General features: G+C 60.1%; 37 protein-coding genes, 1 tRNA gene and 1 pseudogene. 1 reads left to right on the top strand and 38 read right to left on the bottom strand.

All coding sequences use genetic code 11. The features are described 5' to 3' along the window. The 30 genes from AB4Z32_RS26620 to AB4Z32_RS26765 all read right to left on the bottom strand — a co-directional run. A partial coding sequence (locus tag AB4Z32_RS26620) for a protein-disulfide reductase DsbD domain-containing protein (RefSeq protein WP_442124858.1) occupies positions 1 to 625 on the bottom strand: 625 nt, incomplete at its 3' end. Between the two features lie 110 nt (positions 626 to 735). Beyond that, entirely contained in the window at positions 736 to 1,131 is a 396-nt protein-coding gene (rplQ, locus tag AB4Z32_RS26625; RefSeq protein ID WP_047826107.1) for a 50S ribosomal protein L17, read from the bottom strand. A gap of 122 nt (positions 1,132 to 1,253) precedes the next feature. Beyond that, positions 1,254 to 2,231 (bottom strand): DNA-directed RNA polymerase subunit alpha, encoded by a 978-nt coding sequence (locus AB4Z32_RS26630; RefSeq protein WP_296953178.1) that lies wholly within the window; start codon positions 2,229 to 2,231, stop codon positions 1,254 to 1,256. A gap of 232 nt (positions 2,232 to 2,463) precedes the next feature. Further along, entirely contained in the window at positions 2,464 to 3,087 is a 624-nt protein-coding gene (gene rpsD / locus AB4Z32_RS26635) for a 30S ribosomal protein S4 (protein WP_442124859.1), read from the bottom strand. Positions 3,088 to 3,327: 240 nt separating this feature from the next. Then, a complete protein-coding gene (gene rpsK / locus AB4Z32_RS26640; RefSeq protein WP_036172227.1) occupies positions 3,328 to 3,732 on the bottom strand; it encodes a 30S ribosomal protein S11 in 405 nt (134 codons plus the stop codon). 14 nt (positions 3,733 to 3,746) lie between these two features. Beyond that, positions 3,747 to 4,112: a 30S ribosomal protein S13 gene (gene rpsM / locus AB4Z32_RS26645; RefSeq protein WP_047826109.1), complete on the bottom strand. Its 366-nt coding sequence runs from the start codon at positions 4,110 to 4,112 to the stop codon at positions 3,747 to 3,749. A 15-nt stretch (positions 4,113 to 4,127) separates the two neighbouring features. Further along, on the bottom strand, positions 4,128 to 4,241 hold the full coding sequence (rpmJ, locus tag AB4Z32_RS26650; RefSeq protein WP_005663407.1) for a 50S ribosomal protein L36: 114 nt from the start codon (positions 4,239 to 4,241) through the stop codon (positions 4,128 to 4,130). Between the two features lie 33 nt (positions 4,242 to 4,274). Beyond that, the gene (gene infA / locus AB4Z32_RS26655) at positions 4,275 to 4,493 is read right to left on the bottom strand and encodes a translation initiation factor IF-1 (RefSeq protein ID WP_005663428.1); all 219 of its coding nucleotides are present in this window, start codon (positions 4,491 to 4,493) and stop codon (positions 4,275 to 4,277) included. A 32-nt stretch (positions 4,494 to 4,525) separates the two neighbouring features. Continuing rightward, positions 4,526 to 5,860, bottom strand: coding sequence for a preprotein translocase subunit SecY (gene secY / locus AB4Z32_RS26660; RefSeq protein WP_442124860.1), 1,335 nt, complete (start codon positions 5,858 to 5,860; stop codon positions 4,526 to 4,528). Between the two features lie 29 nt (positions 5,861 to 5,889). Further along, the gene (rplO, locus tag AB4Z32_RS26665) at positions 5,890 to 6,321 is read right to left on the bottom strand and encodes a 50S ribosomal protein L15 (protein WP_296953170.1); all 432 of its coding nucleotides are present in this window, start codon (positions 6,319 to 6,321) and stop codon (positions 5,890 to 5,892) included. A 27-nt stretch (positions 6,322 to 6,348) separates the two neighbouring features. Beyond that, entirely contained in the window at positions 6,349 to 6,528 is a 180-nt protein-coding gene (gene rpmD, locus AB4Z32_RS26670) for a 50S ribosomal protein L30 (protein WP_036240361.1), read from the bottom strand. Positions 6,529 to 6,539: 11 nt separating this feature from the next. Beyond that, entirely contained in the window at positions 6,540 to 7,058 is a 519-nt protein-coding gene (gene rpsE / locus AB4Z32_RS26675; protein WP_047826112.1) for a 30S ribosomal protein S5, read from the bottom strand. A 12-nt stretch (positions 7,059 to 7,070) separates the two neighbouring features. Then, a complete protein-coding gene (gene rplR, locus AB4Z32_RS26680; protein WP_036240357.1) occupies positions 7,071 to 7,433 on the bottom strand; it encodes a 50S ribosomal protein L18 in 363 nt (120 codons plus the stop codon). Between the two features lie 12 nt (positions 7,434 to 7,445). Beyond that, positions 7,446 to 7,979: a 50S ribosomal protein L6 gene (gene rplF, locus AB4Z32_RS26685; protein ID WP_442124861.1), complete on the bottom strand. Its 534-nt coding sequence runs from the start codon at positions 7,977 to 7,979 to the stop codon at positions 7,446 to 7,448. Between the two features lie 10 nt (positions 7,980 to 7,989). Then, complete coding sequence (gene rpsH, locus AB4Z32_RS26690) at positions 7,990 to 8,385, bottom strand: 30S ribosomal protein S8 (protein ID WP_230023611.1); 396 nt, start codon at positions 8,383 to 8,385, stop codon at positions 7,990 to 7,992. A 14-nt stretch (positions 8,386 to 8,399) separates the two neighbouring features. Then, positions 8,400 to 8,705 carry a 30S ribosomal protein S14 gene (gene rpsN / locus AB4Z32_RS26695; protein WP_036240351.1) on the bottom strand — a complete coding sequence of 102 codons (306 nt, stop codon included), beginning with the start codon at positions 8,703 to 8,705 and terminating at the stop codon, positions 8,400 to 8,402. A 4-nt stretch (positions 8,706 to 8,709) separates the two neighbouring features. After that, a complete protein-coding gene (rplE, locus tag AB4Z32_RS26700; protein WP_442124862.1) occupies positions 8,710 to 9,249 on the bottom strand; it encodes a 50S ribosomal protein L5 in 540 nt (179 codons plus the stop codon). Between the two features lie 6 nt (positions 9,250 to 9,255). Continuing rightward, on the bottom strand, positions 9,256 to 9,570 hold the full coding sequence (gene rplX, locus AB4Z32_RS26705; RefSeq protein ID WP_047826118.1) for a 50S ribosomal protein L24: 315 nt from the start codon (positions 9,568 to 9,570) through the stop codon (positions 9,256 to 9,258). 10 nt (positions 9,571 to 9,580) lie between these two features. After that, complete coding sequence (gene rplN / locus AB4Z32_RS26710; RefSeq protein WP_036172202.1) at positions 9,581 to 9,949, bottom strand: 50S ribosomal protein L14; 369 nt, start codon at positions 9,947 to 9,949, stop codon at positions 9,581 to 9,583. Between the two features lie 231 nt (positions 9,950 to 10,180). Next, entirely contained in the window at positions 10,181 to 10,453 is a 273-nt protein-coding gene (gene rpsQ / locus AB4Z32_RS26715; protein WP_047826119.1) for a 30S ribosomal protein S17, read from the bottom strand. Further along, a complete protein-coding gene (rpmC, locus tag AB4Z32_RS26720; RefSeq protein ID WP_442124863.1) occupies positions 10,450 to 10,641 on the bottom strand; it encodes a 50S ribosomal protein L29 in 192 nt (63 codons plus the stop codon). The genes rpsQ and rpmC overlap by 4 nt, the downstream gene beginning before the upstream one ends. Before the next feature lie 12 nt (positions 10,642 to 10,653). Further along, positions 10,654 to 11,073, bottom strand: a complete 420-nt coding sequence (rplP, locus tag AB4Z32_RS26725; protein ID WP_005663456.1) for a 50S ribosomal protein L16 — start codon at positions 11,071 to 11,073, stop codon at positions 10,654 to 10,656. A 2-nt stretch (positions 11,074 to 11,075) separates the two neighbouring features. Continuing rightward, complete coding sequence (gene rpsC, locus AB4Z32_RS26730) at positions 11,076 to 11,870, bottom strand: 30S ribosomal protein S3 (protein ID WP_379771848.1); 795 nt, start codon at positions 11,868 to 11,870, stop codon at positions 11,076 to 11,078. 10 nt (positions 11,871 to 11,880) lie between these two features. Further along, a complete protein-coding gene (gene rplV / locus AB4Z32_RS26735; protein ID WP_170976705.1) occupies positions 11,881 to 12,213 on the bottom strand; it encodes a 50S ribosomal protein L22 in 333 nt (110 codons plus the stop codon). Continuing rightward, complete coding sequence (gene rpsS, locus AB4Z32_RS26740) at positions 12,210 to 12,485, bottom strand: 30S ribosomal protein S19 (protein ID WP_047826122.1); 276 nt, start codon at positions 12,483 to 12,485, stop codon at positions 12,210 to 12,212. Before rpsS ends, rplV begins: the two co-directional genes overlap by 4 nt. Positions 12,486 to 12,495: 10 nt before the next feature. After that, positions 12,496 to 13,326, bottom strand: coding sequence for a 50S ribosomal protein L2 (rplB, locus tag AB4Z32_RS26745; RefSeq protein ID WP_442124864.1), 831 nt, complete (start codon positions 13,324 to 13,326; stop codon positions 12,496 to 12,498). Beyond that, entirely contained in the window at positions 13,326 to 13,643 is a 318-nt protein-coding gene (rplW, locus tag AB4Z32_RS26750) for a 50S ribosomal protein L23 (RefSeq protein ID WP_442124865.1), read from the bottom strand. Before rplW ends, rplB begins: the two co-directional genes overlap by 1 nt. Next, positions 13,640 to 14,260 (bottom strand): 50S ribosomal protein L4, encoded by a 621-nt coding sequence (rplD, locus tag AB4Z32_RS26755; protein ID WP_290414987.1) that lies wholly within the window; start codon positions 14,258 to 14,260, stop codon positions 13,640 to 13,642. The genes rplW and rplD overlap by 4 nt, the downstream gene beginning before the upstream one ends. A gap of 3 nt (positions 14,261 to 14,263) precedes the next feature. Continuing rightward, the gene (gene rplC / locus AB4Z32_RS26760) at positions 14,264 to 14,920 is read right to left on the bottom strand and encodes a 50S ribosomal protein L3 (protein WP_258844038.1); all 657 of its coding nucleotides are present in this window, start codon (positions 14,918 to 14,920) and stop codon (positions 14,264 to 14,266) included. 265 nt (positions 14,921 to 15,185) lie between these two features. Then, a tRNA-Val gene (locus AB4Z32_RS26765) sits at positions 15,186 to 15,262 on the bottom strand. Between the two features lie 123 nt (positions 15,263 to 15,385). Between AB4Z32_RS26765 and AB4Z32_RS26770 the strand changes: the two genes are divergently transcribed. Then, positions 15,386 to 16,501: a mechanosensitive ion channel family protein gene (locus tag AB4Z32_RS26770; RefSeq protein WP_442124866.1), complete on the top strand. Its 1,116-nt coding sequence runs from the start codon at positions 15,386 to 15,388 to the stop codon at positions 16,499 to 16,501. Between the two features lie 4 nt (positions 16,502 to 16,505). On the opposite strand, the gene AB4Z32_RS26775 is transcribed toward AB4Z32_RS26770, so the two are convergent. From AB4Z32_RS26775 to AB4Z32_RS26810, 8 genes and pseudogenes are all read right to left on the bottom strand, one after another. After that, positions 16,506 to 17,510 (bottom strand): LacI family DNA-binding transcriptional regulator, encoded by a 1,005-nt coding sequence (locus tag AB4Z32_RS26775; protein ID WP_442124867.1) that lies wholly within the window; start codon positions 17,508 to 17,510, stop codon positions 16,506 to 16,508. A 54-nt stretch (positions 17,511 to 17,564) separates the two neighbouring features. Continuing rightward, positions 17,565 to 17,789 carry a hypothetical protein gene (locus AB4Z32_RS26780; RefSeq protein ID WP_442124868.1) on the bottom strand — a complete coding sequence of 75 codons (225 nt, stop codon included), beginning with the start codon at positions 17,787 to 17,789 and terminating at the stop codon, positions 17,565 to 17,567. 191 nt (positions 17,790 to 17,980) lie between these two features. Beyond that, positions 17,981 to 18,289 (bottom strand): hypothetical protein, encoded by a 309-nt coding sequence (locus AB4Z32_RS26785; RefSeq protein WP_442124869.1) that lies wholly within the window; start codon positions 18,287 to 18,289, stop codon positions 17,981 to 17,983. A 108-nt stretch (positions 18,290 to 18,397) separates the two neighbouring features. Next, positions 18,398 to 18,688 carry a hypothetical protein gene (locus AB4Z32_RS26790; RefSeq protein ID WP_442124870.1) on the bottom strand — a complete coding sequence of 97 codons (291 nt, stop codon included), beginning with the start codon at positions 18,686 to 18,688 and terminating at the stop codon, positions 18,398 to 18,400. Positions 18,689 to 18,845: 157 nt separating this feature from the next. After that, positions 18,846 to 19,286 carry a hypothetical protein gene (locus AB4Z32_RS26795; RefSeq protein WP_442124871.1) on the bottom strand — a complete coding sequence of 147 codons (441 nt, stop codon included), beginning with the start codon at positions 19,284 to 19,286 and terminating at the stop codon, positions 18,846 to 18,848. 302 nt (positions 19,287 to 19,588) lie between these two features. Then, positions 19,589 to 20,161: a GNAT family N-acetyltransferase gene (locus tag AB4Z32_RS26800; protein ID WP_442124872.1), complete on the bottom strand. Its 573-nt coding sequence runs from the start codon at positions 20,159 to 20,161 to the stop codon at positions 19,589 to 19,591. 88 nt (positions 20,162 to 20,249) lie between these two features. Then, complete coding sequence (gene rpsJ / locus AB4Z32_RS26805) at positions 20,250 to 20,567, bottom strand: 30S ribosomal protein S10 (RefSeq protein ID WP_005663509.1); 318 nt, start codon at positions 20,565 to 20,567, stop codon at positions 20,250 to 20,252. Between the two features lie 201 nt (positions 20,568 to 20,768). Next, positions 20,769 to 20,917 (bottom strand): annotated as a pseudogene (locus tag AB4Z32_RS26810) (elongation factor Tu); the annotation flags it as partial.

The following is a 20,917-nucleotide window of genomic DNA, read 5'->3' on the forward strand; positions in this document are numbered from 1 at the left end:
TCGCCGGTGCGGCCGCAGGCGCGGCACCGCTCGCCGGCGCCGGTTCGATCGTGGATGAGCCGACGGCTGCGGGCCGGGATGCCGCCGGCGGCGCCGACTGGCCCGGCAGCGTGAAGCCGCTTGCGCCTTCGGCGGCCGGCGCCGAACCGAGCGGACCGGCGGCTTGCTGGCCGGCAGGCAGGCTCATCTGCGGTTGCGCCTGCCCTGCCCCGCCGCCGGCGGCCACCAGGCGGATGCTGGCGTCCTGCGGCGGATAGCACAGGCCCTTGTCGGCGCAGCCCTGGCCGGTGGCGGTCAGGGTGAACGGACCTTCTCCCTGCACCGGAATGCGGATCGCCACGCTGTGGTGGTAGGTCTCGACGTCCTTGTTGAAGGTTTCGTCGAACTTGACCTTGCCCGGCGGGACCTGCGGCTCGCCCAGTCTGGCGCCGGCGGCCGTGAACTTGAAGCGCTCGCGGTACATGTAGTAGCCGTCGGCGATCGCATAGCTGACCTCGGCCGTGTGCGGATCGACCATGCGAGCCGAGAACTTGAAGGCCTGTTCGGGCGGCAGGAAGTCGTCGTCCGCGTACGCGGGCGCGAGCAGGAAGGTGCAGGCGATCAGGGAAAGCAGGAATCGGAGCATGGGCACAGGGATTGGTTTAGCCAGCAGCATGGTACACCGGGTGTGCCGGCGATGCACGGGCGAAAAAAAACCAGGCACGAGGCCTGGTTTTTTCAAACGCTGACTGACGATTACTCGGCGGTCGGTGCGTTTTCGTCGACGCCGACTTCCGGACGGTCGGTCAGCTCGACGTAGGCCATCGGTGCATTGTCGCCAACGCGGAAGCCCATCTTCAGGATACGGGTGTAGCCGCCGTTGCGGTTCGCGAAGCGCGGGCCGATGTCGGCGAACAGCTTCTGAACGATTTCACGGTCGCGCAGGCGGGCGAATGCCAGACGCTTGTTTGCCAGGGTGTCTTTCTTGCCCAGGGTGATGATCGGCTCGACGACTTTGCGCAGTTCCTTGGCTTTCGGAACGGTGGTCTTGATCGCTTCGTGACGCAGCAGCGAAACGGTCATGTTGCGCAGCATGGCCAGGCGGTGGGACGAAGTACGGTTCAGCTTACGGAGGCCGTGACGGTGACGCATGGTAAATCCTTTCGAGTTTTATATTCCAGTTCTTCGATCGTTCAGGCAAATTGCAGGAACGCGGACCGGTTCAAAGTTTGAATAAAACGCCCGCGCCGAATTGCGCGGGCGGGTACTGCAAATTACTTTTCCAGACCTGCCGGCGGCCAGTTTTCCAGCTTCATGCCCAGGGTCAGGCCACGGGATGCCAGGACTTCCTTGATCTCGTTCAGCGACTTGCGGCCCAGGTTCGGGGTCTTCAGCAGTTCGTTTTCCGAACGCTGGATCAGGTCGCCGATGTAGTAGATGTTCTCGGCCTTCAGGCAGTTTGCCGAACGGACGGTCAGTTCCAGGTCGTCCACCGGACGCAGCAGGATCGGATCGACCAGCGGAGCGCGCGACGGGGCTTCCGCAGCGGCTTCGGTGCCTTCCAGGGCGGCGAACACATTCAGTTGGTCGACCAGCACGCGTGCCGACTGGCGGATCGCTTCTTCCGGGGTGATGACGCCGTTGGTCTCGATGTTGATGATCAGCTTGTCCAGGTCGGTACGCTGTTCGACACGAGCCGATTCCACGGCGTAGGACACGCGACGGACCGGCGAGAACGACGCGTCCAGGATGATGCGGCCGATGGTCTTGTTGGTGTCTTCCGACAGGCGGCGCACGTTACCCGGCACATAGCCGCGGCCTTTCTCGACCTTGATCTGCATGTCCAGCTTGCCGCCGGCGGTCAGGTGAGCGATCACGTGTTCCGGGTTGATCAGTTCGACGTCGTGCGGCAGGTCGATGTCCGATGCCAGGACGGGGCCTTCGCCTTCCTTCTTCAGGGTCAGCGTCACGGAGTCGCGGTTGTGGACCTTGAACACGACACCCTTCAGGTTCAGCAGCAGGTCGACCACGTCTTCCTGCACGCCATCCAGCGACGAGTACTCGTGCACGACGCCGGCGATCGTCACTTCGGTCGGCGCGTAGCCGATCATCGACGACAGCAGCACGCGGCGCAGCGCGTTGCCCAGCGTATGGCCATAACCACGTTCGAACGGCTCCATCACGACTTTGGCGTGACCGGCACCGAGCGCTTCGACATCGATGATACGTGGCTTCAACAGACTATTTTGCATGAAAGGTCCTTTATCAATACCCTCGGCTCGTTACACCGATAAGGCTGATGGCATCAGTAGAAACGCCCGCTGCGATGGCGGGCGGGTACAGCGAATTCTGTGTTTGACGGGACGGCGCCCGTCGTTCCCGCGGAGGCGGGAACCCAAGTTCGGGCTAACACTGCACAGCCAAACCTGGGTCCCCGCCGTCGCGGGGATGACAAATCGGCCGGCGCGCCGCCCGATTTGTCAATTAACGCGAGTACAGTTCGACGATCAGTGCTTCGTTGACGTCGGCAGCGATCTCGTTACGCTCCGGGAAGGAGCGGAAGGTGCCTTCCATCTTCTTCGAATCGACCGACACCCAGCTCGGCATGCCGACTTGTTCAGCCAGCGACAGCGCTTCGACGATACGGGTCTGCTTCTTGGCCTTTTCGCGGACAGCAACGACGTCGCCGGTCTTGACCTGGAACGAAGCGATGTTCACGACCTGGCCGTTCACGGTGAAGGCTTTGTGGCTGACCAGCTGGCGCGCTTCGGCGCGGGTCGAGCCGAAGCCCATGCGGTAAGCGACGTTGTCGAGACGGGCTTCCAGCAGCTTCAGCAGGGTTTCGCCGGTGTTGCCCTTGCGGCGCGACGCTTCGGCGAAGTAACGGCGGAACTGGCGCTCCAGGATGCCGTACATGCGCTTGACCTTCTGCTTTTCACGCAGCTGGTTGCCGTAGTCCGAGGTACGCTGGCCCGACTTGACGCCGTGCTGGCCCGGCTTGACGTCCAGTTTGCACTTGGAGTCGAGCGAGCGGCGTGCGCTCTTCAGGAACAGGTCGGTGCCTTCACGGCGCGACAGTTTTGCTTTTGGTCCAATATAACGTGCCACGTTAAACTTCCTTTGTTTGAATGATCACGCCCCGGATGCGATACGAATGAATGCGAACGCAACAGGCGCTAGTCCAGTTCTGCATGAGACTGGACGTGGCTTACAAAAACCCTGCATCGAGACGACGCAAGGCGACAATAGCCGGGCAGTATAACCCATTTCTGGATTCACTGCTCCGGCGATTCTTTGACGACGATCTCGTCGCGTATCAACAACAGGCGGGCGAACCCGCCAGTCGGATTAGATACGACGGCGCTTCGGCGGACGGCAGCCGTTGTGCGGCACCGGCGTCACGTCCTGGATCTCGGTGATCTTGATACCCAGGTTGTTCAGCGCGCGCACAGCCGATTCACGGCCCGGGCCCGGGCCCTTGATGCGCACTTCCAGGTTCTTCACGCCGTATTCCTGAGCGACCTTGCCGGCTGCTTCAGCTGCGACCTGAGCCGCGAACGGGGTCGATTTACGCGAACCCTTGAAGCCAGCACCGCCGGAAGTTGCCCACGACAGAGCATTGCCCTGACGATCGGTGATCGTGATGATGGTGTTGTTGAACGACGCGTGGACGTGTGCGATGCCTTCGGCGACGTTCTTCTTGACCTTCTTGCGGATGCGTGCTGCTGCCGCGCTGCTTTGTTGCTTAGCCATTGTCGGTTCCTAGATTATTTCTTCAGCGATTGAGCGGCCTTGCGCGGGCCCTTGCGGGTACGTGCATTGGTACGGGTACGCTGACCGCGGACCGGCAGGCCCTTACGGTGACGCATGCCGCGGTAGCAGCCCAGGTCCATCAGACGCTTGATGTTCATGGACAGTTCGCGGCGCAGATCGCCTTCGACCACGAACTTGCCAACCTGCTCACGCAGCTTTTCCAGTTCGTTGTCGTCCAGGTCCTTGACCTTCTTGTTGGTAGCAACGCCGGTCGCTGCGCAGATCTGCTGCGAACGGGTACGGCCAATGCCGTAGATCGCCGTCAGGCCGATGACGGTGTGCTGATGATTGGGGACGTTGACCCCTGCAATACGTGCCATTCGTTATTCCTCGTATTAACCTTGACGCTGCTTGTGACGCGGCTCGACGCAGATCACGCGGACCACGCCTTTACGCTTGATGATCTTGCAGTTGCGGCAGATCCGCTTGACTGAAGCGTTAACTTTCATTTTTGCACTCTCTTATCAATTCGAAATCAGTTTTTACTTGGTGCGGAACACGATGCGGGCCCGGGACAAGTCGTAAGGGGTCAATTCTACCGTTACCTTGTCGCCAGGTAAAATGCGAATGTAGTTCATCCGCATCTTGCCCGAGATATGTCCTAACACCACGTGCCCGTTTTCCAGCTTTACGCGAAAGGTCGCGTTCGGGAGATTCTCGAGAATCTCCCCTTGCATTTGGATGACGTCGTCTTTTGCCATTCGGTCTATTCCACTTCTGGGTATCACGCCGCTTAACGCGACGGGATCCCGCCCTTGAAATTCGCCTTGCGCAGCAGCGATTCGTATTGCTGCGACATGACGTAGTTCTGCACTTGTGCCATGAAGTCCATGGTCACCACCACTACGATCAGCAGTGAGGTGCCGCCGAAATACACTGGAACTTTCCAGTACGACGTCATGAACTCCGGCAGCAGGCACACCAGGGTGATGTAGACCGCACCGGCGAGGGTCAGGCGCATCAGGATCTTGTCGATGTAGCGCGCAGTTTGCTCGCCCGGACGGATGCCCGGAACGAATGCACCGCTCTTCTTCAAGTTGTCCGCCGTTTCCTTGCTGTTGAATACCAGCGCCGTATAGAAGAAGCAGAAGAACACGATCGCCACCGCATACAGCAACGCATGGATCGGTTCGCCCGGGCTCAGCGAGGCAGCCAGGTCCTTCAGGAACCCGACGAACGGGCTCGAGGAGTCCTTGCCACGCGTGAGCCAGTCGACGATCGTGGCCGGGAACAGGATGATCGACGAAGCGAAGATCGGCGGAATCACACCGGCCATGTTCAGCTTCAGCGGCAGGTGGCTGGTTTGGCCACCGTAGATCTTGTTACCGACCTGGCGTTTCGCGTAATTCACCAGGATCTTGCGCTGGCCGCGTTCCACGAACACGACTGCGTAGGTCACCAGGGCCACCAGGATCACGATGAAGATTGCGGAAATGCTGCTGATCGAACCTTGCGACACCAGGGTGAACAGATTACCCAGTGCGCTCGGCAGACCGGCCGCGATACCGGCAAAAATGATGATCGAGATACCGTTGCCAAGACCACGTTCCGTGATCTGCTCACCCAGCCACATGAGGAACATGGTGCCGGTCAGCAGGGTCACGACGGTCACGAAGCGGAAGCCCATGCCCGGATCGAGCACGAGGCCTTGCTGGGACTCCAGCCAGACCGCGATGCCGAACGCCTGGAACAACGCCAGTGCAACCGTGAAGTAACGGGTGTACTGGGTGATCTTGCGGCGGCCGGCTTCGCCCTCCTTCTTCAGCGCCTCCAACTGCGGCGAGACGATCGATGCCAGCTGCATGATGATCGAAGCCGAAATGTAAGGCGTGATACCGAGAGCGAACACGGCAAAGCGGGACAGCGCGCCGCCCGAGAACATGTTGAACATGCCCAGGATGCCGCGCTCGTTCTGCTTGAACAGGTTGGCCATAGCGGCGGGATCAATCCCGGGGACCGGGATGTGAGCGCCGATACGGTACACGACCAATGCCCCAAGCAGGAACCACAACCGGCCCCAGGGGAAACCGGATGCGGCACTTTTACCAAGTTGTGAATTAGTCGCCAATTTTTGCTCCGATCAGGCAGCGGCCGCGTTTAGGCGACCGAACCGCCAGCTGCTTCGATCGCTGCCTTCGCGCCAGCGGTGGCTTTGATGCCTTTCAGGTTCACCGCTTTGGTGATTTCACCCGACAGGATCACGCGCACATCGCGAGCGACGACCGGCAGCACACCGGCTTGCTTCAGCACCAGGATGTCGACATCGCCGACGGCCAGGTTGTTCAGGTCCGACAGACGGACTTCAGCCTTGAACGTAGCGTTCAGGGACTTGAAGCCGCGCTTCGGCAGACGACGCTGCAGAGGCATCTGGCCGCCTTCGAAACCGACTTTGTGGAAGCCGCCCGAACGCGATTTCTGACCTTTGTGACCACGGCCGGCAGTCTTGCCCAGGCCCGAGCCGATACCGCGACCGACGCGACGCTTAGCGTGCTTGGCGCCGTCAGCAGGTTGAATGGTATTGAGTTGCATTGTTTTCTCCGTTAACCAAGCCGCGGCTTAGTCGACAATTTTCACGAGGTAGTTGACCTTGTTGATCATGCCGCGGATCGCCGGGGTGTCCTGCAGCTCGGAAACCGAGTTGACACGACGCAGACCCAGACCGCGCACGGTGGCGCGGTGATCCTGACGGGTACCGATCAGGCCTTTGACCAGCTTGACTTTGATGGTGTTTGCCATGGTAATTCCCCTTAACCCAGGATCTCTTCGACCGACTTGCCGCGCTTGGCAGCGATGTCAGCCGGAGTGCTCATCTTCGCCAGACCGTCGAGGGTTGCGCGAACCAGGTTGTACGGGTTCGACGAACCGGTCGACTTGGCGACCACGTCGGTCACGCCCATCACCTCGAAGATTGCGCGCATTGCGCCACCGGCGATCACGCCGGTACCCGGCTTGGCCGGAGCCATCAGGACGCGCGAGGCGCCGTGACGACCGGTAACGGTGTGCTGCAGGGTACCGTTCTTCAGGGGCACCTTGATCAGGTTGCGGCGGGCTTCTTCCATTGCCTTCTGCACGCCGACCGGAACTTCCTTCGACTTGCCTTTACCCATGCCGATGCGGCCATCGCCGTCACCGACAACGGTCAGCGCTGCAAAACCCATGATACGACCACCCTTGACCACTTTGGTCACACGGTTGATCGCGATCATTTTCTCGCGCATGCCATCATCCGGCTTGTCGCTTGCCATTTTCGCTTGCATTTTTGCCATGACGATTCTTCCTTAGAACTTCAGACCGGCTTCACGCGCGGCTTCTGCCAGCGCCTTCACACGGCCGTGGTAACGGAAACCCGAACGGTCGAATGCGACTTCGGTGATCCCTGCTTTCAGTGCTTTCTCTGCGACGCGCTTGCCAACCAGTGCGGCTGCAGCAGCGTTGCCGCCGGCACCCGACTTGCCGCCCAGCTCGGCGCGCACTTCTGCTTCCAGCGTCGAAGCCGAAACCAGGACTTTCGCATCCGGGCTGATCAGGTTCGCATAGATGTGCAGGTTGGTGCGGTGCACCGACAGGCGGTTCACGCCCAGCTGCGCGATCTTGATGCGGGTTTGGCGTCCGCGACGCAGACGCGATTCTTTCTTGTCCATCGTCAGCTCCGATTATTTCTTCTTGGTTTCTTTAAGCTTCACCACTTCGTCCGCATAGCGGACACCCTTGCCCTTGTAAGGCTCAGGCGAGCGGTAAGCGCGCACTTCTGCGGCAACCTGGCCGACCTTTTGACGATCGATACCCTTGATCAGGATTTCGGTCGGGGTCGGGGTGGTTGCGGTGACGCCTTCCGGCATCGCGTGCAGAACCGGGTGCGAGAAACCCAGCGACAGGTTCAGGGCGTTGCCCTGCACTGCTGCCTTGTAACCCACGCCGACCAGGGTCAGCTTGCGCTCGAAGCCCTTGGTCACGCCGGTCACCATGTTGTTGACCAGAGCACGCAGGGTGCCCGACATTGCGTTCGATTCGCGGGAATCGTCGACGACGTCGAACGACAGCGAGCCGTTGTTGTTTTCCACTTTGACCAGGCCGTTCAGCGGCTGGGTCAGGGTGCCCAGCGGGCCCTTGACAGTGATCGACGACGCGTTGATCGCGACATCGGTACCGGCCGGGACGGCGATTGGCATCTTAGCTACTCGAGACATCGTCTACTCCTTAAGCCACGTAGCAAAGCACTTCGCCACCGACACCGGTTGCACGTGCTTTACGGTCGGTCATCACACCCTTCGGGGTCGAGACGATTGCGACGCCCAGGCCGTTCATGACCTGAGGGATCTCGTCTTTGCCCTTGTAGATGCGCAGGCCAGGACGGGACACGCGCTCGATGCGCTCGATAACCGGACGGCCAACATAATATTTCAAACCGATGTTCAGTTCCGACTTGCCACCTTCGGTGGACACGGCGAAATCTTCGATGTAACCCTCGTCCTTCAGGACGTTGGCGATCGCAACTTTCACTTTCGACGACGGCATCGACACGTTGGTCTTTTGCACGCCTTGTGCGTTGCGGATGCGGGTCAGCATATCGGCGATAGGATCGCTCATACTCATTGCATATTCTCCTATTACCAGCTAGCTTTGGTCATACCCGGGATTTCGCCTTTCATGGCGAATTCGCGGAGTTTGGTACGGGCCAGACCGAATTTACGGAAAGTGCCACGCGGACGGCCGGTCATGGCGCAGCGGTTACGCTGGCGGGTCGGGGCCGAGTTACGCGGCAGGGCCTGCAGTTTCAGGCGTGCTTCGTAACGCTCTTCTTCGGTCTTCGACTGGTCGTCGATGATTGCTTTCAGAGCGGCACGCTTTGCGGCGAATTTCTCCACCAGGTCTGCACGCTTCTGTTCGCGGTTGATCAGTGCAAGTTTTGCCATGCTCTTAGTTCCTGAACGGGAATTTGAAGGCGGCGAGCAGCGCTTTGGCTTCTTCGTCGGTCTTAGCGGTGGTGGTGATCGAGATGTTCATGCCACGCAGCGCATCGATCTTGTCGTAATCGATTTCCGGGAAGATGATCTGCTCTTTTACGCCGATGTTGTAGTTACCACGGCCGTCGAAGGACTTGCCGCTCACGCCGCGGAAGTCACGCACGCGCGGCAGGGCCACGGTGATGAAACGGTCCAGGAATTCGTACATGCGGGCGCCGCGCAGGGTCACCATCGTACCGATCGGGTAGCCTTCGCGGATCTTGAAACCTGCGATTGCCTTGCGAGCCTTGGTCACGACCGGCTTCTGGCCGGCGATCTTGGTCAGGTCGCCAGTTGCGTGCTCGATGATCTTCTTGTCGGCGACAGCTTCCGACAGACCCATGTTCAGGGTGATCTTGGTCAGGCGAGGCACTTCCATCACCGACTTGTAGCCGAATTTCTCGGTCAGTTCGGAGACGACTTTGTCTTTATACACTTGTTGCAGACGGGCCATTTCTTATTACCCCTTCACTACTTCGCCGTTCGACTTGAAGACGCGGACTTTTTTGCCATCCACTTCTTTGAAGCCAACGCGATCAGCCTTGCCGGACGCTGCATTGAACAGCGCGACATTCGACACGTGAATCGGCATGGTCTTGTCGACGATACCACCAGTTACGCCGGTCATCGGGTTCGGCTTGACGGCCTTCTTGGCCACGTTCACGCCTTCAACGATGACGTGCTCAGCATCTACACGCTGCTGAACGACACCGCGCTTGCCTTTGTCCTTACCGGCCAGAACGATGACTTCGTCGTTTTTACGAATCTTATCCATTACGACTCCCTTACAGAACTTCAGGTGCCAGGGACACGATCTTCATGAACTTTTCGGTACGCAGTTCGCGCGTCACCGGTCCGAAGATACGGGTGCCGATCGGCTCCAGCTTGGCGTTCAGCAGGACGGCAGCGTTGCCGTCGAACTTCACCAGGGAGCCGTCCTGACGGCGCACGCCCTTGGCGGTACGCACGACCACGGCATTGTAGATTTCACCTTTCTTGACGCGGCCGCGCGGAGCAGCCTGCTTCACGGTGACCTTGATCACGTCGCCAATGCTGGCGTAACGGCGCTTGGAGCCGCCCAATACCTTGATGCACAGAACTTCTTTTGCACCGGTATTGTCGGCCACTTCGAGCCGGCTTTCGGTTTGAATCATGATATTTTCTTTCCCAACTTAAGCCGTAGAAAATCCCACGGAAATCCGTGGGCCTGCGGTCAGTCTTGGTCCCGCCGCACCGCCCCTGCTGGAGCAATACGTTTGGGTGATTGGACTTTCCAATACTTCATTGCAGGCCGCAGACATCGCGGGGACAACTGCGGCAACACATGAACGAAGCCCGCTAGTATCCCAGATACCAGCGGGCCACGCAAGACAAATTTTCAGGCCTTACAGAACCTGTGCGACCTGTACAACTTTGGTCAGGGTCCAAGCTTTCGTCTTCGAGATCGGGCGACCTTCCTGGATCTCGACCGTGTCGCCGGTCTTGGCCTGGTTGGTCTCGTCGTGCGCGTGATACTTGTTCGAGCGCACGATGATCTTGCCGTACAGCGGGTGCTTGACGTGACGCTCGACCAGCACGGTTACCGTCTTGTCCATCTTGTCGGACACGACCTTGCCGACCAGCGTACGCTTCAGCGCCGTTTTAGTGGTGTCGTTCATTTGGCTTCCTTCTGGGTCATCACGGTTTTGACGCGGGCGATATCGCGGCGCACCTTCTTGAGCTGAGCGGTGTTGGTCAGCTGCTGCGTTGCGAGTTGCATGCGCAGGCCGAACTGTGCCTTCAGCAGCTCATTCAGCTCTTGCTGCAGAGCTGCCTGGTCTTTGCCGCGGAGTTCCGTTGCTTTCATTCTTAACTCCTGTTATTGGCCGACTTGGCGCACCACGAAAGTGGTTGCCAGCGGCAGTTTGGCAGCGGCCAGGCGGAATGCTTCGCGCGCCAGTTCTTCTGCGACGCCGTCCATCTCATACAGGACCTTGCCCGGCTGGATTTCAGCGACGTAGTACTCCGGGTTACCCTTACCGTTACCCATACGGACTTCGGCCGGCTTGTTCGAGATCGGCTTGTCCGGGAAGATACGGATCCAGATACGGCCGCCACGCTTGATGTGACGGGTCATGGCACGACGTGCCGCTTCGATCTGGCGAGCCGTGATACGGCCGCGGGCAACGGCCTTCAGGCCGAACTCACCGAACGACACAGCGGTGCCGCGGGTGTGCGAAATGCCGGTGTTACGGCCTTTCTGCTCTTTACGATACTTTCTGCGGGATGGCTGCAGCATGCTTATTCTCCTGCTTTCTCAGCAGCCGGCTTGGCAGCGCGGCGGCCTGCTGGTGCGGTACCTGGCTTGGCGCCCGGGCGGCCACGGCCAGCCGGTTTGCCGTCGTCACGACGCGGACCGCGCGGCTTTTTCTCGTCGGCCGGCACGTCGATCACCGGAGCTTCGCCCGTTGCCGAACGATCGCCCTTGTAGACCCAGACCTTGACACCGATGATGCCGTAGGTGGTCGAGGCTTCGCTGGTGCCGTAGTCGATATCGGCGCGCAGGGTGTGCAGGGGCACACGGCCTTCGCGGTACCATTCGGTACGTGCGATCTCGATGCCGTTCAGACGACCCGACGACATGATCTTGATGCCGACGGCGCCCAGACGCATTGCGTTCTGCATTGCGCGCTTCATGGCGCGGCGGAACATGATGCGCTTTTCGAGCTGCTGGGCGATCGAATCGGCGATCAGCTGCGAGTCGATTTCCGGCTTGCGGATCTCTTCGATATTGACGTGCACCGGCACGCCCATGATCTTGGTCAGCGACGACTTCAGAACTTCGATGTCTTCGCCTTTCTTACCGATGACCACGCCCGGACGCGACGAGTAGATCGTGAAACGGGCGTTCTTGGCCGGACGCTCGATGACGATGCGGCCGACGGAAGCGTTCTTCAGCTTCTTCTTCAGGAAAGCGCGAGCTTCCAGGTCTTCCTTCAGCATATCGGCGAAGTTGCCGTTGCCTGCGTACCAGCGCGACGCCCAGTTACGGGTGACCGCCAGGCGGAAGCCGGTTGGGTGGATTTTCTGACCCATCGTATGCTCCTTAGTTACCGACAGTCACGTAGACGTGACAGGATTGTTTCGAAATGCGATCACCGCGGCCTTTGGCGCGAGCCGTAAAGCGCTTCAGGATCGGACCCTTTTCGACGTAGATCTGAACGACCTTCAGTTCGTCGATGTCGGCACCATCGTTGTGCTCGGCGTTGGCGATTGCCGACTCCAGCACTTTCTTGATGATGGTCGCGCCTTTTTTCGGGCTGAACTGCAGGATGTTCAGCGCAGCGTCGACCTTCTTGCCGCGGATCAGGTCCGCAACCAGGCGGCCCTTCTGCTCGGACAGGCGAACGCCTTTGAGGATTGCTTTAGTTTCCATTATCGTTTCGCCTTCTTGTCAGCAGCGTGGCCCTTGAACGTACGGGTCAGCGCGAATTCGCCGAGCTTGTGGCCGACCATGTTCTCCGACACGTACACCGGCACGTGCACCTTGCCGTTGTGCACGGCAATGGTCAGACCGATGAAGTCCGGAGTGATCGTCGAGCGGCGCGACCAGGTTTTGACTGGCTTCTTGTCTTTGGCGGCTTGCGCAGCTTCGACTTTCTTCACCAGGTGGGCGTCGATGAACGGCCCTTTTTTCAATGAACGAGTCATGTTTTATCCCTTATTTCTTGCCGCGGCGCGAGACGATCATCGACGAAGTGCGCTTGTTCGAACGCGTCTTCTTGCCCTTGGTCTGCTGGCCCCATGGCGACACCGGATGACGACCGGCAGCCGTACGACCTTCACCACCACCGTGCGGGTGGTCGATCGGGTTCATGACGACACCGCGGACGGTCGGGCGGACACCGCGCCAACGCATCGCACCGGCTTTACCGATCTTGCGCAGGCTGTGCTCGGCGTTGCCGACTTCACCCACGGTGGCGCGGCACTCGATGTGCACGCGGCGCACTTCACCCGAGCGCAGGCGAACCTGAGCGTAGGTGCCTTCACGAGCCATCAGCACGACAGCGGCGCCGGCGGTGCGGGCCATCTGTGCGCCTTTACCCGGCAGCATTTCGACGCAGTGCATCACGGTACCAACCGGGATGTTGCGGATCGGCAGGCAGTTACCGGCCTTGATCGGGGCTTCCGCGCCGTTCATCAGCGTGTCGCCGACAGCAACGCCCTTCGGGGCGATGATGTAGGCACGTGCGCCGTCGGCGTAGCACAGCAGGGCGATGTGGGCGGTACGGTTCGGGTCGTATTCGATACGCTCGACCTTGGCCGGGATGCCATCCTTGCTGTTGCGCTTGAAGTCCACGACACGGTAGTGGTGCTTGTGACCACCGCCGATGTGACGGGTCGTGATGTGACCGTTGTTGTTACGGCCAGCGGTCTTCGATTTCTTCTCAACCAGGGCTGCGAACGGACGACCTTTGTACAGGTCGCTGTTCACAACCTTCACCATGCCGCGGCGGCCTGGGGAGGTTGGCTTCATCTTAACGAGTGCCATTATTTAGCCTCCTCGACAAAATTGATTTCCTGACCCGGCTTCAGGGCCACGAAAGCACGCTTGGTGTGGTTGCGGCGACCGATGAAACGACCCGAGCGCTTCTGCTTGCCTTCGCGGTTCACGGTCTGCACCGATTCCACTTCGACTTTGAACAGCAGCTCGACGGCGGCCTTGATTTCCGGCTTGGTTGCGTCCGGCAGAACCTTGAACACGATCTGTTCGTTCTTTTCAGCGACGAAGGTCGCCTTTTCGGAAATGACCGGAGCCAGCAGCACCTTCATCAGGCGCTCTTCGCTGAATTTGATTGCGGCGCTCATGCGTACATCTCCTCGATCTTGGCCAGAGCAGCTTTGGTGACCAGGACTTTCTTGTAGAACACCAGCGACATCGGGTCAGCGTGCTTCGGCTCGACAACCAGCACGTTCGGCAGGTTGCGCGATGCCAGCAGCAGGTTTTCGTCGATGGTGTCGGTGATCACCAGGACCGATTCCAGGCCCATGCCCTGCAGCTTTTGCGACAGCAGCTTGGTCTTCGGAGCTTCGATGGTCAGGTTCTCGACGACGTTCAGACGCTCTTCGCGGGCCAGCTGCGACAGGATCGAGCACATACCGGCGCGATACATCTTCTTGTTGACCTTGTGCGAGAAGTTCTCGTCCGGCGAGTTCGGGAAGATACGACCACCACCACGCCACAGCGGCGAGGACGACATACCGGCACGAGCGCGGCCCGTACCTTTTTGACGCCACGGCTTCTTGGTGGTGTGGCTGACTTCTTCACGATCCTTCTGCTTGCGGTTGCCCGAGCGCGCGTTGGCGGCGTAGGCGACCACGATCTGGTGGATCAGTGCTTCGTTGTAATCGCGACCGAAGACTTCGTCGGTGGCGCTCACGTTCGAGCCGGCTTGGCCTTGCTCATTCAGGAGCTTCAGTTCCATCGTTTAAGCTCCCTTCTTTGCTTTGACTTTGACAGCCGGCTTGACAACGACTTGGCCGTTCTTGGCGCCAGGAACGGCACCCTTCACCAGCAGCAGTTGACGATCGGCGTCGATACGGGCGATTTCCAGGTTCTGGGTGGTGACAGTGACATCACCCATGTGACCGGTCATGCGCTTACCCGGGAACACGCGACCCGGATCCTGTGCCATACCGATGGAACCCGGCACGTTGTGCGAACGCGAGTTACCGTGGGTAGCACGACCCGAGGAGAAGTTGTAACGCTTGATGGTACCGGCGTAGCCCTTACCGATCGAGGTGCCTTGCACGTCGATTTTCTGACCCACTTCGAACATCGAGACATTGACTGCGTCGCCAGCTTTGAAACCAGCGGCTTGAGCGGCGTCGATGCGGAATTCCTTCAGCAGCGTACCGGCTTCGACACCAGCTTTGGCGTAGTGACCCGCACTGGCCTTGTTCACGCGCGAGGCGCGACGTTGACCGAATACGACCTGAACAGCGGAGTAACCGTCAGTTTCAGGAGTTTTTACTTGCGCAACACGGTTGTTCGACACGTCCAGCACGGTGACGGGAATCGAATCGCCGTCGTCCGTGAAGATGCGCATCATGCCAACCTTGCGACCGAGGAGGCCCAGGCTCATTTTTTCTCCATTCCCACCTACGATTGGGCGGGGCTAATTGAACTACAAAAACGCATGGGCAAAAAAAGACTAGCCCATACCGAAGCCGGCTAGTATAGCGCGCGCGTCGAGTAGGCGCAACAGGAGAATGCGAGGAGTAACGCGCTCTGTTGCGTTTTACGCTTTTGGCATGGAGAAGAAAGGAATCCGTTCTTGTCGAACGGCACAGAAAAGGCTTACTTCACCTTTTCTCTGCAGGCTCGGGGCCTGCGATATGGAGGAATTCTGGTGGGCGGTGCAGGATTCGAACCTGCGACCCCTTGGATGTCGACCAAGTATTCTAACCAGCTGAACTAACCGCCCGGGGAGGCCGCATTATAAGGTCGTCTTTTGGTAAAGCGCAATACCCATCCGTGAAAACTTTTCTACGCCCCTCCCTCGGTACAATGGCAAAGCTCACGTGAGCCGATCTGGAAAGGATGTTGAATGGAAGTGATGTTCCTGAATAACTCGGTACTGACCTGGCTGACGGCGCTCGGCGTCGCTGTCGGGGTCGCGCTGGCGCTGCAGCTGACGAAAACCGTGGTGGTGCACCGGCTGGGCATCATCGCGGCGCGTACCGATACGAAGCTCGACGATATCGCCGTGGCCGCGCTGCACGCGACCAGGACGCTGGCGATCCTGATCATGGGCCTGTATGCGGGCAGCACGGTGCTGCTGCTGCCGGCGTCGGTGGACCAGTTCGCCACGCGCTTCGCCATCGTGGTCGGCCTGATCCAGGCGGCGATCTGGGGCAATACCGCACTGCGCGCGTGGCTGGCCGAGTACTACGGCGGCAGCAACGCCGACCCGGCGCGCGCCACCTCGGCCGCGGCGGTCGGCTTCATCGCCCGCATGGTGCTGTGGATCGTGATCCTCCTGATGATCCTGGATAACCTCGGCGTGAACATCACGACCCTGGTGGCCTCGCTGGGCATCGGCGGCATCGCGGTTGCCCTCGCGGTGCAGAACATCCTCGGCGACCTGTTCGCCTCGCTCTCCATCGTGCTGGACAAGCCCTTCGTGATCGGCGACTTCGTCATCGTCGACAAATACCTGGGCACGATCGAGCACGTGGGCCTGAAGACGACCAGGATCCGCAGCCTGGGCGGCGAGCAGCTGGTGTTCTCGAATGCCGACCTGCTCAAGAGCCGGCTGCAGAACATGACGCGCATGAGCCGGCGCCGCGTCGTGTTCGGCGTCAGCGTCACCTTCGACACGCCGACCGCCAGGCTGCGCGAGATTCCGCCGCTGCTCACCGAACTGGTCAAGGCACGCGAGCCGGTCACCTTCGACCGCGCCCACTTCAGCGGGATCGGACCGTCCTCCTATAACTTCGAGGTCGTGTACTGGGTCGAGGTGCCCGATTACGTGCGCTTCATGGACATCCAGCAGGAGATCTACCTGCAGCTGCTGGACCGCTTCGAGGAGATGGGCGTCGAACTGGCCCGCCCGGCGCAGACCCTGCACGTGCACGATGCGCGGGACGTCGCCGCGCAGGAAAAGGAGGGACTGGTGGCGGTCGAACGCGGCCCGGCGCCGCTGCCGCCGGCAGTGGGCTGAGGTCTCAGTACAAGGGGGCGGTAGAGGCGCGCACCACCAGCGCACTGTCGAGGGCGATGCTGCGCAGCGCCTCGCCGCCGCCGCGGATGCGTTCGATCAGCCGGCCGACCGCCAGCCGCGCCATCTCGCGCTTGGGCGGCGCGATGGTAGTCAGCGGCGGGGAGGCGTAGCAGGCCGCGCAGATGTCGTCGTAGCCCACCACCGACAGCTCGGCCGGCACGCGCACGCCGGCGCTGCTGGCGGCGCACAGCCCACCGATCGCCATCAGGTCGCTGGTGACGAACACGGCCGTCGGCCGCCTGGGCCGCGTCAGCAGGCTGGAGAAGGCGGCCAGACCGCCGGCGCTGTTGAATTCGCCGCGGATGATATCGTCGTCCGGCACCTCGATCCCGGCCTCGGCCATGGCGCGCAGGAAACCGCCGACCCGTTCGCAGCTGCGCGGCAGGTCGGCCGGCCCGGATACGCAGGCGATGGCGCGGTGGCCCAGCTCGATCAGGTGGCGCGTGGCCCGGTAAGCACCCTCTTCCTGCCCGGCCAGCACCAGGTCGGCATCCAGCCCCGGCAAGGCGCGGTCGAGCTGGATGATGGGCACGGATTCATGGCTGCGCAGCAGCAGTTCGTGCTCTTCGTCGGCGCCGCTCGCCACCAGCACCAGGCCGTCGATGCGCCTCTCCATCAGCAGGCGCAGATAGGCGCTCTGCTTCTGCGCGCCGCCGTGGGTATTGCAGAGGATGATGTGGTAGCCGAGCTCGAAGGCGGCGTCCTCGATCCAGCGGATCAGCTCGGCAAAATAGGGATTCGAACTGTTCGGCACCAGCACGCCGATGGTGTTGGTCTTGTCGTTCTTGAGGCTGCGGGCGACGGCGCTGGGCACGTAGCGCATCTCGTCGATGATATCCAGCACCCGCTTGCGCACATCGGCGCTGACGGCGCGCGTATTGTTGATCACATGCGACACCGTCGAGATCGAGACCCCGGCGCGCTCCGCTACCTGCTTCATTGTCGCCATCGCGTCCCCCTGAGGGGCGATTATCGCCGATGTGTTTCAACAATCACAACACATTCAGTGCAGGGACAGCGTCCGAACCAAGTCTTTCGGGTTGTCAATGTATAAAAAGATACAGAACAGTCCGCCGCGTTCGACGCCCAGGTGGCGCAGGCGGGCCTGACCCTCCTCTTTCAGGGTCAGAGCGGTGTTCGGCTTGTCGAAAGCAGAGGCCAAGACGCGCAGGGCGCAGCTGCGCTCGATGCCGTGGCGGCTTTGAACTAACAATAAAGTTTGCCACAAGGTCCTCTATGAGGCGGACCGATTCCGGCTGCTGTTCTTGCAAATAATGTTTGCCACAACAGCCCGGCGAACGGTCTTGCACCGTTCACTTGCAACAATAAAGTCTGCCACAGCCTAGACGGCACGTTGGGTGCGCGAGAGTCCGCTTACGACTGCGCATTCAACCGGTCGCCTACCGCCCACCAGCAGCCTTATAGCTCGATGAAATCCGCCAGTTCTGCATCGTAAAAGCGGGCGTCAAGCGATCTGCAAATTGACCTGATAGCTTTCATTTCGGTCTCGCCCCAAACTCCCGACACCGAAACAATGCGTGGATCTGCGCATTCATCTTCATTCTCAACGTTGATCGTGAGAGTAGAGGTTTCGCCTTGCGCCGTTTGGATGGCGGCGGACACAACCTGTTCGACAAAGCCGCGCGGCCCGAGCGGACATGGAACCCAGTCCACAGGCAAAGTGTGGAACGGGCTATCTGCTCTGAAGATCATTCCTATGCTGCTCATCGACTTCTGCCTCTCGAATTTAGGTCTCCGAAGCGTCTGCTCCTGGCCGTACTCGGCCGTTCTGTACGGCACGTTAGAGGCCAGTTAACGGGGGAAACGTCGACTGGTTCAATTTCCGACAAATTTAAAGCCTAAGGAAGCGAACAAGAGAATATAGAACAGAGCAGCGCACGCTTTTTGCCAAGGTCCCCAATCCGGTGATTCTTTTTTCAACGGGATATCTTGCACATTCATTCTGTAATTTACGGTTGCCAATGCGATACCGGACACGCTGAGCAGGAGAGCAACGGCGATGGTCGCGAGCGTGGTCGACGTCGGCGCCGTTGAAAAATTGTAAATAGCAAAAACAAAAGCGCCTAATGCGCAAACTTGTGACAACCGTACAACTAATTTTTTCATCTTACACTTAAGCCTTCATCGATAATGATCGCTTTAAGCCGTACTCGATTTGCCGAGCCAGCAAAGCATATTGCCTAGCCGACAAACTCTTCGACTGTCACGACAGGCAGCAGTCGACCCATTGCGGACATCCTTTATGGCCAGATTTACCTGCTTATTAGAACTTTTCGATTCCTTCTAAAACCGCTTCTCCTGTCTCGCTGTTGAGCAGGTTTTGTAGGTCAGAAACAAAGCGGTCAATCGCATTTGGCTCGACGCCCATGTCTACGTCGATTCGGTTCTTGCTTCCATGCCCGTAGGCCGGGAGGTAGTTCGACTCCAAACGCACTTGACAGGCGCAGCGTCCTGTCGCATCGAGGACTGAGAACGCGAGGCCAAGGTATCCGTAACCACCGGGGATTCCAAATTGGAACTCAAGGGATTTTGTGGGGCCTTCAGGAAAGAGTTCGAGTCGTGAGGACAGATCCTTGAGCGCGTCTGCAGTCGTGTAGACCTCTGATACTCCTCTGAACCCACGGCTGGCTACGTCGACAGCTGCAGTGAGCATGCCGTCATCGGCGTCAACCCCAACAATACGAATCACGATTCCAAATTCCATCGCTCCCCCTCAGGTCTGCGGCCAACAATCTTTGAAGGGCCGTACCGCTGGACTGCAAAGGCCGCTTGTGGCCGATAGCAGACGATCGGTATGGCTCAGTGTACGACCTTGTTGCCACCTCGACAAGTCGCGGGGCATCGGAGTACCGCTAGAGCCCTTGTGGCAGCTTTTATTGTTTTGTGGCGAACTTTATTAGGTTGTGGCGGACTTTATTAGTCCGTGACAGCGGCGCAGCCAGGCAGCGGGGGCGTCGGCCATGTGCGGGCGGCGTAGGCGGCGTAGGCGGCGCGGAAGCGCAAAGATCAGCGGACGCGGCCTTGCGCCTTCCACTCCTCGCGGCGCATGCGGTACAGGCAGTGCGGGCGCAGGCGATGGCCTGGCGCGACGTTCGGATGCTCGAAGATCTCGCCGTCGTGGCGCATGCCGATACGCCGCATGACGGCCCGCGAACGCAGATTCGGCAGGGCCGTGAAGGACACGATTTCGTCCAGGCCGAGCACCTCGAAGCCGTGGGCCAGGGCGGCGCTCGCCGCTTCCGACGCATAGCCTTTTCCCCAGTGCGGGGCGGCCAGGCGCCAGCCGATCTCGACGCAGGGTCCGATGGGCAGCTGCGTCACCGGCACGCGCAGGCCGGTGACGCCGGCAAAATGCCCCTCTCCTTCGCGCAGCTCGAGCGCCCAGAAACCCCAGCCGCGTTCCACGATCTCGGCGCGCAGGCGCTCGGCGAAGGCATCGCTGGCACTGCGGTCGAGCGGAGCCGGGAAATGTTCCATGACGCGCGGGTCGGCATTCATGGCGGCGAAGTGCGGGTAATCGCTGTCGCGCCACTGTCGCAGGCGCAGGCGGGGCGTATCGATGACGATGGATTCGTGCATGGAGCCTCCGGAAAAAAAACGGGGCCGGCCCGCAAAGCGGTGCCAGCCCCGTCTTCACCGGCAGACGAATCCGCCGGGTGACACGTGATTATTGCAGCTTGATTTCGACGTCGACGCCAGCCGGCAGGTCCAGCTTCATCAGTGCGTCAACGGTCTTGTCGGTCGGGTCCACGATGTCCATCAGACGCTGGTGCGTACGGATTTCGAACTGGTCGCGCGAGGTCTTGTTCACGTGCGGGGAACGCAGCACGTCGAAACGCTGGATGCGGGTCGGCAGCGGGACCGGGCCCTTGACGACGGCGCCGGTGCGCTTGGCGGTGTCGACGATTTCCAGAGCGGACTGGTCGATCAGTTTGTAGTCGAACGCTTTCAGGCGGATACGGATTTTCTGATTCGGAGCGGACATGCTATTTCCTTTAAAAGAACGTTCCGGCTTGCGCCGGCAATGTGTAAAAGGTGCTTCGGGTAATTCGGTACTGCTCAAGAGGCGGGAGTATATCACCGTTCTCACTTAAACAGATGGGGACAGACCGAAAAGTCCGTCCCCATCCGTTGTGCCGGTGGTACGCCAGCAAAGGCGCCCACCGGCGAATCACGCTAACCGAAATTAGGCGATGATCTTGGCAACCACGCCGGCGCCGACGGTACGGCCGCCTTCGCGGATTGCGAAGCGCAGACCTTCTTCCATCGCGATCGGGGCGATCAGCTTGACGGTGATCGACACGTTATCGCCCGGCATCACCATTTCTTTGTCGG

It is taken from the genome of Massilia sp. 2TAF26 (genome assembly GCF_052115005.1).
Classification (GTDB): Bacteria; Pseudomonadota; Gammaproteobacteria; order Burkholderiales; family Burkholderiaceae_D; genus Telluria.